We start from the raw sequence: 13,114 nt of genomic DNA on the forward strand, positions 1-13,114 counted from the left end.
CCCGGGGCGCCGTGCCGCGGTCCCCCTGCCTGGAACTTCCCTGTCCGACAACGGAGTCGTCACATGATCCATGCTGCCCTCACCGCTATCGCGGCCCCCGCCACACCACCGACCCCACCCCACACCGGCGGCCTGCTAGCCCTCATACCGGGCACCCCCGGCCTCCTCACGGTGGCCGCCCTGGGAATCCTCCTTCTCCTCTTCCTCATCATCAAAGTCCGCCTCCAGCCCTTCGTGGCGCTGCTGGGCGTCTCCATAGCCGTAGGCCTGGCAGCCGGCCTCTCGGTCACCGAACTCTTCGGTACGGTCCAGAAGTCATCGCTCCCCTCCCTCATCGAGAGCGGCATGGGCGGCATCCTGGGCCACGTCGCCATCATCATCGGCCTGGGCACCATGCTCGGCGCGATTCTCGAAGTCTCCGGCGGCGCGGAAGTCCTGAGCGCGCGCCTGCTGGGCCTCTTCGGCGAACGCCGCGCCCCCTGGCGATGGGCCTGACCGGCCTGATCTTCGGCATCCCGGTCTTCTTCGACGTAGGCATCTTCGTCCTGGCCCCCATCGTCTACGCGGCAGCCAAGCTCCCCCAAGCACCCGACAAGCTTGGTGCAGGGGGGACCCCCGCCGGCAAATCGATCCTCCTCTACTGCATGCCGCTGCTCGCCGGCCTCTCCATGACCCACGCCTTCCTCCCGCCGCACCCCGGCCCGGTCGCCGCCGCCGGTCTGTTCAAGGTGGACCTCGGCTGGATCATCCTCATGGGCCTCGTCTGCGGCATCCCCGCCGTCCTGGCCGCCTGGGCCTACGCCGCGTGGATCGGCAAGCGCCTCTTCGTCCCCGTACCGCAGGACATGGTCGAGGCCGCGGAGGAGGCCCGCGCGGCAGTGATCGCCGAACAGTCCGCGGCAGGCGTCCAGCCCCACGAGAAGCCGGTCGCCCTCGGCACCGTCCTCACCATCATCGGCACCCCCTCGTCCTCATCCTCCTCGCCACCTTCTCCTCCATCGCCCTGGCCCCCTCCACCCTCCGCTCGGTCGTCGAGTTCTTCGGCAACCCCTTCGTGGCCCTGACGATCGCCCTCCTCCTCGCCTACTACCTCCTCGGCATCCGCCGCGGCTGGTCCCGCAAGTCCCTGGAAACCGTCTCCACCGCCTCCCTCAAGCCGGTCGGCAACATCCTGCTGGTGGTCGGCGCGGGCGGCATCTTCGGCGCCGTCCTCAAGGGCAGCGGCGTCGCCGACGCCCTCTCCGACACCTTCCACAACGTCGGCCTCCCCGTCATCCTGCTCGCCTGGCTGGTCTCCGTCGTCCTCCGCGTCGCCCAGGGCTCGGCAACCGTCGCCATCGTGACGACCGCGGGCATCGTCCTCCCCCTGGTGGACGGCCAGGGTCTGCCGCAGGCCCACCTCGCCCTGATCATCATGGCCATCTCGGCCGGCTCGATCTTCGCCTCCCACGTCAACGACGGCGGCTTCTGGATGGTCGCCAAGTACTTCGGCATCTCCGAACGCGACACACTGAAGTCGTGGACGGTGCTGGAGACGGTGTTGTCGGTGGTGGGGTTCGTGGTGGCGGCGGTGGTGAGTTTGGTGGTGTAGTTCAGCCTCTCCCACGACCGAGGCCCGCCAGTGCCGCGTGCGCCTGCTCGTCGGAGTCACCGAAAGTCGTGGCCGTACAGCCGCGGGCCCGGGCGACGCGCTGCTGAAGCGTACGGCGCAGTGCGTCGTCATGAGCGAGCCTGCACCAGTGGTGCACGAGGCAGATCGTGGCCCGGCGCCCTGCTTGGGCGCCCATCGACTCGACGAGCGCTGAGAACTGCGGCCGGGTGGTGCTGAGGGCATTGTCCCCTCGGTCGACCCACAGCCCTGCGATCTGCCAGCCATGGCGGTCGGCGTAGTTCACGCAGCCGGAAAGACGTAGATCCAGGATGGCGCTGGATCGCGTCGCGTTGCGGTCGTAGATGAAGACGAGTGGTGACGGGGTAGCTGTGTTCACCCCGTCAGATTCGTGCTTTGTGACTCGGATCTCGATACCCGGCCGGTCATCTCACGGTGGGATGACTTTCCATTCCACCGTGAGCACGAGGGGCGCCGATGGCGACGGCGATGATGCCGGTCGAGTTGCCGGACTGTGCCTGGCAGCACGCGGAGGTACGCCAGGCGTTGAGATCACGGGACATCGGTGCCGTGTTCCGGCACGTGCAGCAGTACGGCGGCGCCAGCCAGGCCCGTATCGCCATGGCAGTGGGCATGACGCAGGCACGCGTCAACGAGGTCATCAACGGGCGCCGTGAAGTCGTACGTCTCGACGTGTTCGAGCGGATCGCCGACGGGCTGAACTTGCCGGATGACGCACGCCACCTGCTCGGCTTGGCGCCAGGCCGGGAACGCCGTACTGGTGGCCCGGCCTTCGACCTGGTGTCGTACCCCGAAGTGGTCCGCGTCTACCAGACACAGTCGGCAGCGGCCCAGGACATCCGTGAGCAGGCGCGTACCGCGTCGGAGTGGGACGTACTGGCCGTACGCGGACTTGGCCTCATCGGTTTGAAGGACTCGCTACTGCGCCCTTGCCTGCCCTGGCCGCAGGAAGCGTCACCGCGCGTGCGGGTTCTCCTGCTGGACCCTGCGTCACCTGCACTGGCACGCCGGGCGGCCGAAATCGGTGAGTCGGCGCAATCATTGGCCGGCGGGGTACGACTCGCAGAGGCGCGACTACGAGAACTTGCCGACGGCGGTGACGTAGCGGTGTACCGGTACAAAACCTTGCCCACGTGGCGGATCATCCGACTGGACTCCACCATGTTCGTGTCTGCTTTCGACTCCGGATGGGAAGGACACGAGTCCGCGACATACAAGGTGATGGAGACGCCGTACGGTCCATTGTTCCGCGGCTTCCGGCGCATGGTGGAAACGGCCGTGGCCGACGGTGAACGTACGGTATGACGACTGGGGGCAGGGACGTGATCGAAGCCGAACTGAAAGCGCATGTGCGCGACCCTGCGGTGATGCGGGAGCGTTTGGACCGGTTGGCCGCCGGGCGTGACGAGGTGTATCGGGACACGTATTTCGACACTCCGGGCGCGCATTTGGAGGCGGCTGACCGGGAGTTGAGGCTCCGTACAGTGGACGGACCGGACGGGACGCGGTCCCTGCTGACGTACAAAGAAGCGCGGGTCGACGAAGCGTCGGGGTCGAAGCCGGAGTACGAGACGGGTATCGGCGATCCGGCAGCCGTCCGGGCCATGCTCAACGGTCTCGGATACATCGAGGCGATCACCTTTGCGAAGCACTGCCGGAACTATGAATTCACCGCGCACGAGCGACCGATGCTCGCCACTCTCGTCCGAGTCCCGGAAATCGACGGGGCCTATGTCGAGTTGGAGACGAAAGTGGCGGGTCGAGGAGAATTGTGTGACGCTCTGGGGGACGTGCGGGCGGTGCTCGCTGGATTGGGCATCGGAGAAGGTGATCTGACTGCCGAGTTGTACACCGATGCCGTACGGGCCCGGCGAGCCGGGGAATCCTGACGGCCGGGGGCCGCTGTGCGACGGCCCTCGGCCACTAGGAGGATCACCTCACCCCGTCTTGCAGTACTGCGCCTCCTTGCCGATCGACCGGTACATGCAGTCGCTGTTCTCCAGGAGTTGCAGGACCGCGTCGCGGTTGCGGGAGGTTTCGCGGGCGATGACCGAGTCGCGGGGGTAGAAACCGCCCTGGCCCGCCGAGGAGGGGTACATCTCGAAGGTGTAGCCGAAGATCTTCTGGTTGCCCCAGAGCCAGTCGTCGATGGAGCCGTCGGTGATGTAGAGATCGCTGGACTGCTCGGGGGTGTAGCCGTTGCTGGCCGCCATGGACTTGCCGACGGCGGCGAAGGCGTCGCGGTCGTCCTGGGTCATGCCGGGGGCGGTGTCGTTGTAGGTCCAGCCGAACGGCCACAGGACCAGTTCGCTGTACGTGTGGAAGTCGATGGCGGTCTTGATCTGCTGGACGCCGCCGACGATCCGGCTGCGGACGAAGTCGGCGACGACCTTGACCTCCGGCGCGGAGGCCGGGGCCCGGCCGCGGTAGGTCTCGGAGCCGGTGCTGCCCGAGGAGCCGCCGCAGCAGCCCCACTTGTAGTCCCAGTTGCGGTTCAGGTCGGTGCCGACGTTCGCGGAGCCGCTGTTGGGCTGGCGGTTCTTGCGCCAGCTGCGGAAGTTGCCGGTGGCGATGTCGTAGGCGCCGCCGTCCGGGTTCACGTCCGGGACGACCCAGATCTCGCGGGAGTCGAGCATCTTGGTGACGCGCGGGTCGCTGCCGTACTTGGACGTGTAGTCGTTGAGCAGGTAGAGGGCCATCTCGACGGTGAGGTGTTCGCGCGCGTGCTGGTGGGCGGTGAACAGGACCTCGGGTTCGTTCTCGTCCTGGGCGACGTTCTTGCTGAGCTTGAGGGCGAGGATGTCGCGGCCCTCGTAGGTCTTGCCGATGACGCGCTTGGCGAGGATGGCCGGGTACTTGGCGACGAGCGCGTTGATCTCGGCGGTGGCCTCGGCGTTGTTGTGGTACTTGCCGTAGCCGGAGGGGAAGTCCTTGACCCGGTCGCCGGTTCCCGAGGGGGCGCGGGCAGGGCCCGCAGCCGGTGGCCGAGCTTGAGTACGAGGGCGGCCTGCGCGGTGTCGGCGGTGATGACGACGGTGCGGCCGTGCACCTCGTCGATGGACACGCCCGTCGAGGCGAGGGCGCTGCGCTGGGCCGCGGTGGCGAGGCCGGTGATCTCGTACTGGCGGGGTGTGCCGGTGTCGGCCGCCGCGGTGCCGGCCGCGGTGGTCCTGGTGGACGGGGACTGCGGAGGGGAGTCCTCCGCACGGGCGGCGAGGGGTGCGGCCAGTGCGAGGGAGACGAGCGCGGTGAGGACGGTGGTCCGTCTGCCGCGTAACCGTGGTCGCATGGTGTGACCTCCGTGGGGGTGTGAGGCTGGCGACGGCGCCAGTGTTTTGCCTTGGCATGGCTCGGTCAATGCTTTGCGTTGACACAAACACGCCAATTTCGCGCGGGTTTCCGGAAGATTCTTGCCAGCGGCCTGTGCCGCACCAACAATGCGCACGACAAGTCCGGCGTCACGCCGGACTCACCAGTGTGAGAGGACCCCCACATGAACAGACCTCTCGTCGGCGCCCTGGCCACGGCCGTCCTGAGCGCCACGGCGCTCATGGGCGCCACCGGCACGGCAGGCGCCGCCACGACGGCGGACGCGACGGCCACGGCGGACCGGGGCGCGGCCCGGACCGTGACGGCGCCGCGGCTCCAGCCGGTGCGGACCGCCCAGGCCGGGGCGCAGGCCAAGCCCAAGGCCGTGAACTTCGCGGGTACGGTCGCGCTCAGCAACTGCTCGGGTTCGATCGTCCGGATGCCCACCTCGACCGACAACGACCCGGCCCTGGTCATGTCCAACGGCCACTGCCTGGAGAGCGGCATGCCCGACCCGGGCGAGGTCGTCGTCGACCAGCCCTCCAGCCGCAGCTTCACCGTGCTGAACGCCTCGGCCGGCAACCTCGGCACCGTACGCGCCACCAAGGTCGTCTACGGCACGATGACCGACACCGACGTGTCCTTCTACGAACTTTCCTCCACCTACGCCCAGATAAAGCAGCGCTACGGCATCAAGGCGCTGGACATCGCCACCAGCCACCCGGCCAAGGGCGCCGGTATCACCGTCGTGTCCGGATACTGGAAGAAGACGTACTCCTGCAACATCGACGGGTTCGTCCCGCGGTTGAAGGAGGGCGGGTACCTGATGAAGGACTCGGTCCGCTACACCCCGGCCTGCAAGACGATCGGCGGTACGTCCGGCTCGCCGGTCATCGACACCGCCACCGGCAAGGTCACCGCGATCAACAACACGGGCAACGAGAGCGGCGGCCGCTGCACGATGAACAACCCGTGCGAGATCGACGAGAACGGCAAGGTCACCGTCCGCAAGGGCATCAACTACGCCCAGCAGATCTACACCATCCCCAAGTGCTTCGGGACCGGCAACAAGCTGGACCTGGGGCGCGCGGGCTGCGTCCTGCCGAAGCCGTGACGGCCGAAGGGTGAGGGCCCGCACAGTCCTTGTCCAGCACAGTCCTTGACTCGCACAGTCCTTGACACGCACAGTCCTTGAGACGTGAGCCGGCCGCGCGGTGCTCCGGGCACCGCGCGGCCGGCCGTCTTCCGGATACGTACGGTCGGTTACGGCAGGCCGTGCACGTGCGCCCCCACCTGGCCCGCGAACGCGTCGCCGTTCGCCGCGTCCCAGTTCGTGGACCAGGCCATCGCGCCCCGCAGCCCCGGATAGGTCTTCGACGGCTTGAACGAACCGCAGTTCTCGCCCTGCGTCAGACAGTCCAGCGCCGCGTTCACCACGGACGGCGGCGCGTACCCGCCGCCCGCCGCCCGGGACGACGCCGGGACGCCGATGCCGACCTGCGACGGGGCGAGCCCGCCCTCCAGCTGGACACAGGCGAGCGAGGTGAGGAAGTCGACCGTGCCCTGGGCGTACACCTTGCCGTCGCAGCCGTTCATCGAGCCGCTGTTGTAGTACTGCATGTTGACGACCGTCAGGAAGTCCTTGATGTTCAGGGCCGTCTTGAAGTACTCGTTCTGCGGCGACTGCATGTCGATCGTCTGCGGTGCCATGGTGACGACCACGTCGCTGTGCTTGGCGTGTACGGCCTTGAGCGCCTTGGTCATGTAGGTCGAGTCGAGGCCGTTCTCCAGGTCGATGTCGACGCCGTCGAAGCCGTACTCGTCCATGAGCCTGCCGAGGGAGTCGGCGAAGTTCTTCGCGGAGGCGTCGTCGCCGACGGACACCGCGCCCTTCTCGCCGCCGACCGAGATGATCACCGACTTGCCGGCCGCCTGCTTGGCCTTGATGTCCGCCTTGAAGTCGTCGGCGGAACCGTAGCCGACCGCCGGATCGAGGTGGAAGTCCAGGCCGCCGGGCGTGCTCGTCGCCTCGGCGAAGGAGACGGCGATGATGTCGTAGGCGTCCGGGACGTCCTTGAGCTTCTGGACCGTGGCGCCGTTGTCGAAGTTCTGCCAGTAGCCGGTGACGGCGTGCTCCGGTACGGCGGTGGCGCGGGGCGGGACGGTGAGGCGGGGCGGGGCGCCCGCCGCGACGAGGCCGGCCGAGGCCAGTGCCGCGGCGGCCAGTCCCGCCAGGGCCCTGACGGTGCGCCGTGCGGGGCATCCCGTGTGTGCTGCTCTTCCTGATCGTGCGCGTACCACTGGTGCCTCCGTGGGGGGAGTTGGGCAGGGTGGTGCTGCTGCGCGTTCAGGGGCCCCTGAGCTGCTGTGGTGCTGATGTTGCGGGTGGTGCGTCGTACTGGCGTACAAGGTGGTCCAGACCAATGTGCGTGTCAAGGGGGTGAGCGGAACCGGGAATTCCCCGGGCGGCGGGGCCCGTCGGGGGCGGGCGGACGCCAAGACGGGCGGCCAGTACCCCAGAACGTGTTCTCCCGGGCGGAACTCGTGGATAAGGTGCTGAGCCAACAGCAGTGCCGACAGCGCCAACAGTGCCGACAGCGCCAGCAGCGCAGTGGGGGACGCGACGTGCCGACCGCGATTGCAGTCACCAGCGCCGATCTCGCGCTGCCCGCCACCGACCGGCAGACCCCGGCCGCCGTCGTCGTCCGGCCCCCGCACGCCCAGCCGCTGGACGAGGCGCTCAACGAACTGGGCGCGGTACTGGAGCACCACGGCCACCTCGTGGCGCTCTACTCCACCGCCTGCCCGCCGGACCACGTCCGCCGGCTGCACACCCTGCGCGCGGTCCTGGAGAGCGACCGGTTCGCGATCCTGCCGGTGGACCTGCCGCCGCTCGGCCTGGCCGTGCTGGCCCACCAGCTCCGGCAGTTGTCCCTGTGCGATTTCAGCCCCGGGCTGCTCGCCTGTGCCGCCCGCCTGCTGGCGCACTACGTGCACGCGGGCGCCCTGCTGGGCAGTGTCGCCCGCCTCGACAGGGTGGCGACGGACCTCCGTTCCCACCTGCGCTCCTGGGTGCCCGGCGCGCACTTCGCGGTGCTCGCCAACCCGGAGCCGCAGCTGGTCCACCTCGAACGGCACGCCGAACGGGCCGCCGAAGCCGGCCTGCGCGCACCCGGCTTCGCCACCCGCCTCGTCTGGGCGCGCGGCCAGTTGTCCGGCGAGTGGGTCGGCGGTGTCCTGGCGCGCTCGTGGCAGGTGCAGGGGACGTACGAGGTGCCGCTGCCCGCCGAGTCGGCGGTGTGGTGGGGCACGCACAAGGCCGCCGAGTTCGCGGCGGCCATTCCGGATCTTTCGGTGCTCTACCAGCTCGTGGCGTCCGTACGGAGAGAGGAGTGCCGCTGGTGCGGTCTCGAACTCATCGGCGACCGGTGCGCGTTCTGCTGCGCGCCGACCGCCGCCCCGGATGCGGCGGCGGACGCCGGGCGCCTTACGGGCGGGTCCGCGCGGTCCCGCACCGGAATCGGGCCGGGCCCGGCACCGGAGGACTCCGCCGCGCCCGCTTCGTCCCTGCTGCGGCGACGGGGCCTGGCGCCGGTGTCGCCGGGCGGGGTCCCCGGGCCCGAGCCAGGGCGGCGGGCGGCCGTACGGGCACGCTGATCCGCTCCGTACCGGCCCTGTCCCGTACCGGCTCCGTCCCGCCGGTGCGGACCGCCCCGTGCGAGACGGCCCCACCGGACACCGACCCGCCCGGCCCTGGCCGCCCCGCCCCCTCTACCGTCCCCCTCCCCCTTCCCGCCTCCGCCCCCGCCCGCACCGATTCCGACGAGGTCCCGCACCCATGAACTCACGCCAGCGCCGCGGAGTGATCTTGCTGCTCCTGTCGGTCCTCTGCGCGCTCGGCGCGTTCGTCGGCGTGCTGTCGGTGATACGCACCGTGGAGTCCAAGGTCGGCCCCGAGCGCACCGCGTACCGGCTGAAAGCGGACGTGGCCGCCTACCAGACGCTCGATCCCGGCCAGTTCGAGAAGGTGGAGATACCGGAGCGCTGGCTGCCGTCCACCGCCGTCAGGGACCTGGCCCGGGTCCGCGGGAAGATCGCCGTGACACCGCTGCACAAGGGCTCGCTCCTCCAGGACGACATGGTCGTCGACCGCCCCGCGCTCAAGCCGGGGCAGCAGGAGATCGCCATCATGATCGACGCGGCCACCGGCGTGGCCGGGAAGATCAACCCCGGGGCCCGGGTGAACATCTACGCCACCTTCGAGGGCAAACGCTCCCAGGACCGGCCCGTCTCCAAGGTGATCGTGGCGAACGCCCAGGTCATCGACCGGGGCAAGCTCACCCCGCTGGAGCACAAGGACCCCGGCGACACCCGTTCCTCCAGCACCCGCCGCGCCACCGACGCCGTACCGATCACCTTCGCGCTGAGCACCCAGGACGCCCAGCGCGTCGCCTACGCGGAGTCCTTCGCCACCCACGTACGGCTCGCCCTCGTCGCCCCCGGCACCGAGGCCGACATCCCGCCCGCGGAGCGCACCTACACGCTCGACGGCGACAAATGACCCGGAGGCCCTGGTGACCATCCGCATCCTCCCGGCGGTCGGCGAACCCGACGCAGCCCGTGCCGTGTCGTCGCTGCTCAGCCAGTTGCCGGGCGCCGAGCCCGGGCCGCCGGTCACCGACTCCACCGCCCTGCTCAACGCGCTCGACCAGGCCATTTCCCGGGCCGCCGCCGGCTCCCCGGACCGGCCGGGGCCGCCGTCAGCGGTGGACGAACTGCCGGAGGTCGTCCTCGTCCACGAGCGCATCGGCCCGGTGCCCGCACTGGAGCTGATCCGCGACATCGCGCTGCGCTTCCCCGCCGTCGGCGTCGTACTGATCACCACCGACGCGGGCCCGGCCCTGTTCGCCGCCGCCATGGACGCGGGCGCGCGCGGCATCATCGGCCTGCCGCTCGGCTACGACGAACTGGCGGCCCGGGTGCAGGCCGCGGCCCAGTGGGCCGCCGGGGTACGGGTGCACCTGGGCGGCGGGCAGGAAGCAGCGTTCGGCCCGGCGGGCACGCTCGTCACCGTCACCGGCGCCAAGGGCGGTGTCGGTACGACGGTCACCGCCGTGCAGCTCGCGCTCGCCGCGCGCGCTGCCGGGCGCAGCGTCGCGCTGGTCGACATGGACCTCCAGTCCGGCGACGTGGCCTCCTACCTGGACGTCCAGTTCCGCCGTTCGATCGTCGACCTCGCCGGTATCCAGGACATCTCCGTACGCGTTCTCCAGGACGCCGTGCACGCCCACCACACCGGCCTGGGCCTGCTGCTGGCGCCGGAGGAGGGGAGCGCGGCGAGGAGGTGGACGACCGGGCCGCCCGTACGGTCCTGGCGGCGCTGCGCTCGCGCTACGAGCTGGTGGTGGTGGACTGCGGCTCCCAGATGCAGTCCGCCAACGCCGCCGCCGTCGAGCTCTCCGACACCGCCCTGCTCGTGACGACACCGGACGTGATCTGTGTACGGGCCGCCAAGCGCCTCGTACGGCTGTGGGACCGGCTCCAGATCCGCAAGGCGGAGGACACCACAACCGTCGTCAACCGCCTCACCCGCAACACCGAGATCCAGCCGCCGCTGGTCGGCAAGGCCACCGGCACCCGGGTAGCCCGCACATCCGTACCGGCCGCCTTCAAGGAACTCCAGCCGTACGTCGACGCCGGCCGGATGCAGGATCTGGACGCCCGGTCCGCGGTCCGGCAGGCGCTGTGGGCGCTGGCCGGGGAACTGGGCCTGGTCGACGCGCCGGCCGCGGCACGGCAGGGGCGGGGCAGCCACCGCGCCCGTACGCCGCTGAGCGGCCGGCGGCGCAAGGCGCTGACGGCCGGTCCCGCCGCCGGGGAGCCGGGGGCGCCGGGGGTGCCGGGCGCCCAGGGGGCCGCGGGGGCCTTCGGGCCGGCCGGCCCGTACGAGGAGGGCTGAGGGGTGCGCCGCTTCCGGGTGGGTGACGGCCGAGGGATGCGCCGCTTCCGGCTGGGTGACGGCCCAAGGACGCGCCGCTCCCGATTGGCCGACGACCGCGGCCAGGTCTCCGTCGAACTCCTCGGACTGGCCCCGCTGATCCTGGCCGTCCTCGTCCTGCTCTGGCAGTTCGTGCTCGTCGGCTACACGTTCACGCTCGCCGCCAACTCGGCCGACAAGGGCGCCCGGGCGGGCACCGCGACCGAGACGGGCGGCCCGGACGCGTGCGAGGCGGCCGCCAGGAAGGACCTGCCCGGCGCGTGGGCGGGCGGTGCCGAGATCTCGTGCGCTCCCGAGGGCGGCCTGTGGAAGGCCCGGGTGGGCCTCCAGGTGCCGTTGCTCTTCCCCGGCGCGGTGAACTTCCCGTGGCGCGTCGTGGGCACGGCGGGCGCGGCGGAGGAGGAGGGAGCATGACGACGACGGGGTGCGTCCGGGGACGGCGAAGGCCGCGCCGTTGGCGAGACGACCGCGGCCAGGTCTCCGTCGAATTCCTCGGCTTCCTGCCGATCCTGCTGGTCCTCGCCCTCGCCGTGGTCCAGCTCGGCCTGGCCGCGTACGCCGTCCAGCAGGCCGGTACGGGAGCGCGCGCCGCCGCCCGTACGGCCACCCTCGACGAGGCCGACCGGAAGACGAGCCCGGAGGCGGCGGGCAAGGCGGCCATGAGCGGCTGGGTCGCCGCGGACGCCGACGTCCAGGCGTCCGAAGGCGGCGGCGAGGTCGAGGCGACCGCGACGGTCAAGATCCCCTCCGTCGTCCCCGGCGTCGACTTCGGGTCCGCCACCCGCCGCGCCGCCATGGCCCTGCCCGCCGAACCCGGAGGAAGCACCGCCCCATGAGTCTCAAAGCCCGTATCGCCGCGCCGGAGACTCCTCCGGCGGGCCGGGAGGACGGCCACCTCGTCGCGGTCTACCGCGCCAAGCTGCTGGAGGAGATCGACCTCGCCGAGATGTCGGCGCTCGCCGCGGCCGAGCGCCGTACCCGCCTGGAGCGCGTCCTCGGCCACATCATCAGCCGCGAGGGCCCGGTCCTGTCCACCGCCGAACGCGCCCAGCTCATCCGCCGCGTGGTGGACGAGGCGCTCGGCCTCGGCGTACTGGAACCGCTCCTCGAAGACGCCTCGGTCACCGAGATCATGGTCAACGGGCCCGACCAGGTGTACGTCGAGCGGCACGGCCGGGTGGAGCTGGTCCCCGTCCGCTTCGCCTCCCACGAACAGCTCATGCAGACGATCGAACGCATCGTCTCCACCGTCAACCGCCGGGTGGACGAGTCCAACCCGATGGTCGACGCGCGGCTGCCCTCCGGGGAGCGCGTCAACGTCATCATCCCGCCGCTCGCCCTGAACGGCGCCACCCTCACCATCCGCCGCTTCCCCCGCGCCTACACGCTGCCCGAACTGATCGGCATGGGCACGCTCGACGACCAGATGGTGATGCTGCTCGCCGGGCTGGTCCGGGCCAAGTTCAACGTCGTCGTCTCCGGGCCCACCGGCGCCGGCAAGACCACCCTGCTCAACGCCCTGTCCGGCCTCATCCCCGAGGGCGAGCGGATCATCACCGTCGAGGACGCCGCCGAACTCCAGCTCCAGCAGACCCATGTCATCCGGCTGGAGTCCCGGCCGCCCAACGTGGAGGGCAAGGGCCGGATCACCATCCGCGACCTCGTACGCAACTCCCTGCGCATGCGACCCGACCGCATCATCGTCGGCGAGGTCCGCGGCGGCGAGACCCTCGACATGCTCCAGGCGATGTCCACCGGCCACGACGGTTCGCTCGCCACCGTGCACGCCAACAGCGCCGAGGACGCCCTGATGCGCCTCCAGACGCTCGCCTCCATGTCCGACGTGAAAGTGCCCTTCGAGGCGCTGCGCGACCAGATCAACAGTGCCGTGGACTGCATCGTCCAGATCACCCGGCACGCCGACGGCTCCCGCCGCATCGGCGAGATCGCCATCCTCGACTCGCACGGTCACGCCGGTTACCGCCTCGCCACCGTCTGCCGCTTCGTGGCCGAGCCGAGCGGCGCCGATCGCACCGTACGCGGCCGGTTCCGCTACCACCCGCTGCCGCGCCGCGTCGCCGAACGCCTCTACCTCGCCGACGAACCCGTCCCCCCGGCCTTCGGCGTCGCGGCCGCCGACGACCGACTCGCCACCCGAGAAGCCACGTAACCACTCA

General features: G+C 70.6%; 12 protein-coding genes and 2 pseudogenes. 11 read left to right on the forward strand and 3 right to left on the reverse strand.

Annotated features, from left to right (window positions below; translation table 11 throughout):
- Positions 1–63: 63 nt before the first annotated feature.
- Positions 64–1,591 (forward strand): annotated as a pseudogene (locus ACEXOX_RS30455) (GntP family permease).
- Position 1,592: 1 nt separating this feature from the next.
- Here the strand turns inward: ACEXOX_RS30455 and ACEXOX_RS30460 are convergent.
- Entirely contained in the window at positions 1,593–1,988 is a 396-nt protein-coding gene (locus ACEXOX_RS30460; RefSeq protein ID WP_406524288.1) for a recombinase family protein, read from the reverse strand.
- A gap of 98 nt (positions 1,989–2,086) precedes the next feature.
- On the opposite strand from ACEXOX_RS30460, the gene ACEXOX_RS30465 reads away from it, so the two are divergent.
- A complete protein-coding gene (locus ACEXOX_RS30465; RefSeq protein ID WP_406524289.1) occupies positions 2,087–2,935 on the forward strand; it encodes a helix-turn-helix domain-containing protein in 849 nt (282 codons plus the stop codon).
- Positions 2,936–2,952: 17 nt separating this feature from the next.
- Entirely contained in the window at positions 2,953–3,519 is a 567-nt protein-coding gene (locus tag ACEXOX_RS30470; protein WP_406524290.1) for a class IV adenylate cyclase, read from the forward strand.
- 48 nt (positions 3,520–3,567) lie between these two features.
- Here the strand turns inward: ACEXOX_RS30470 and ACEXOX_RS30475 are convergent.
- Positions 3,568–4,919: pseudogene (locus ACEXOX_RS30475) on the reverse strand (M14 family metallopeptidase).
- Positions 4,920–5,123: 204 nt separating this feature from the next.
- Between ACEXOX_RS30475 and ACEXOX_RS30480 the strand changes: the two are divergent.
- Positions 5,124–6,053 carry a serine protease gene (locus tag ACEXOX_RS30480; RefSeq protein WP_406524291.1) on the forward strand — a complete coding sequence of 310 codons (930 nt, stop codon included), beginning with the start codon at positions 5,124–5,126 and terminating at the stop codon, positions 6,051–6,053.
- Positions 6,054–6,202: 149 nt separating this feature from the next.
- On the opposite strand, the gene ACEXOX_RS30485 is transcribed toward ACEXOX_RS30480, so the two are convergent.
- Positions 6,203–7,240 carry a chitinase gene (locus tag ACEXOX_RS30485; RefSeq protein WP_406524292.1) on the reverse strand — a complete coding sequence of 346 codons (1,038 nt, stop codon included), beginning with the start codon at positions 7,238–7,240 and terminating at the stop codon, positions 6,203–6,205.
- Positions 7,241–7,564: 324 nt separating this feature from the next.
- Between ACEXOX_RS30485 and ACEXOX_RS30490 the strand changes: the two genes are divergently transcribed.
- The 7 genes from ACEXOX_RS30490 (at position 7,565) to ACEXOX_RS30520 (ending at position 13,107) form a co-directional block, all read left to right on the forward strand.
- Positions 7,565–8,596, forward strand: coding sequence for a hypothetical protein (locus tag ACEXOX_RS30490; protein ID WP_406524293.1), 1,032 nt, complete (start codon positions 7,565–7,567; stop codon positions 8,594–8,596).
- Between the two features lie 181 nt (positions 8,597–8,777).
- Complete coding sequence (gene cpaB / locus ACEXOX_RS30495; RefSeq protein ID WP_406524294.1) at positions 8,778–9,500, forward strand: Flp pilus assembly protein CpaB; 723 nt, start codon at positions 8,778–8,780, stop codon at positions 9,498–9,500.
- Positions 9,501–9,513: 13 nt separating this feature from the next.
- Complete coding sequence (locus ACEXOX_RS30500; RefSeq protein WP_406524295.1) at positions 9,514–10,419, forward strand: P-loop NTPase; 906 nt, start codon at positions 9,514–9,516, stop codon at positions 10,417–10,419.
- Complete coding sequence (locus ACEXOX_RS30505) at positions 10,365–10,898, forward strand: hypothetical protein (protein ID WP_406524296.1); 534 nt, start codon at positions 10,365–10,367, stop codon at positions 10,896–10,898. The genes ACEXOX_RS30500 and ACEXOX_RS30505 overlap by 55 nt, the downstream gene beginning before the upstream one ends.
- Positions 10,899–10,934: 36 nt before the next feature.
- Positions 10,935–11,351 (forward strand): TadE/TadG family type IV pilus assembly protein, encoded by a 417-nt coding sequence (locus ACEXOX_RS30510; protein ID WP_406526514.1) that lies wholly within the window; start codon positions 10,935–10,937, stop codon positions 11,349–11,351.
- A complete protein-coding gene (locus ACEXOX_RS30515; protein ID WP_406524297.1) occupies positions 11,348–11,773 on the forward strand; it encodes a TadE/TadG family type IV pilus assembly protein in 426 nt (141 codons plus the stop codon). The genes ACEXOX_RS30510 and ACEXOX_RS30515 overlap by 4 nt, the downstream gene beginning before the upstream one ends.
- Positions 11,770–13,107 (forward strand): CpaF family protein, encoded by a 1,338-nt coding sequence (locus tag ACEXOX_RS30520; protein ID WP_406524298.1) that lies wholly within the window; start codon positions 11,770–11,772, stop codon positions 13,105–13,107. Before ACEXOX_RS30515 ends, ACEXOX_RS30520 begins: the two co-directional genes overlap by 4 nt.
- The last annotated feature ends 7 nt before the right edge of the window (positions 13,108–13,114 follow it).

The organism is Streptomyces sp. Ac-502 (assembly GCF_045222935.1).
Taxonomy (GTDB): Bacteria; Actinomycetota; Actinomycetes; order Streptomycetales; family Streptomycetaceae; genus Streptomyces; species Streptomyces monomycini.

Bases quoted from the DNA above. Each gene is read 5' to 3' on its own strand.
- ACEXOX_RS30465 (WP_406524289.1), top strand. From the start codon at position 2,087: ATGGCGACGGCGATGATGCCGGTCGAGTTGCCGGACTGTGCCTGGCAG.
- ACEXOX_RS30480 (WP_406524291.1), top strand. From the start codon at position 5,124: ATGAACAGACCTCTCGTCGGCGCCCTGGCCACGGCCGTCCTGAGCGCC.
- cpaB (WP_406524294.1), top strand. From the start codon at position 8,778: ATGAACTCACGCCAGCGCCGCGGAGTGATCTTGCTGCTCCTGTCGGTC.
- ACEXOX_RS30505 (WP_406524296.1), top strand. From the start codon at position 10,365: ATGCAGTCCGCCAACGCCGCCGCCGTCGAGCTCTCCGACACCGCCCTG.
- ACEXOX_RS30510 (WP_406526514.1), top strand. From the start codon at position 10,935: ATGCGCCGCTTCCGGCTGGGTGACGGCCCAAGGACGCGCCGCTCCCGA.
- ACEXOX_RS30515 (WP_406524297.1), top strand. From the start codon at position 11,348: ATGACGACGACGGGGTGCGTCCGGGGACGGCGAAGGCCGCGCCGTTGG.
- ACEXOX_RS30520 (WP_406524298.1), top strand. From the start codon at position 11,770: ATGAGTCTCAAAGCCCGTATCGCCGCGCCGGAGACTCCTCCGGCGGGC.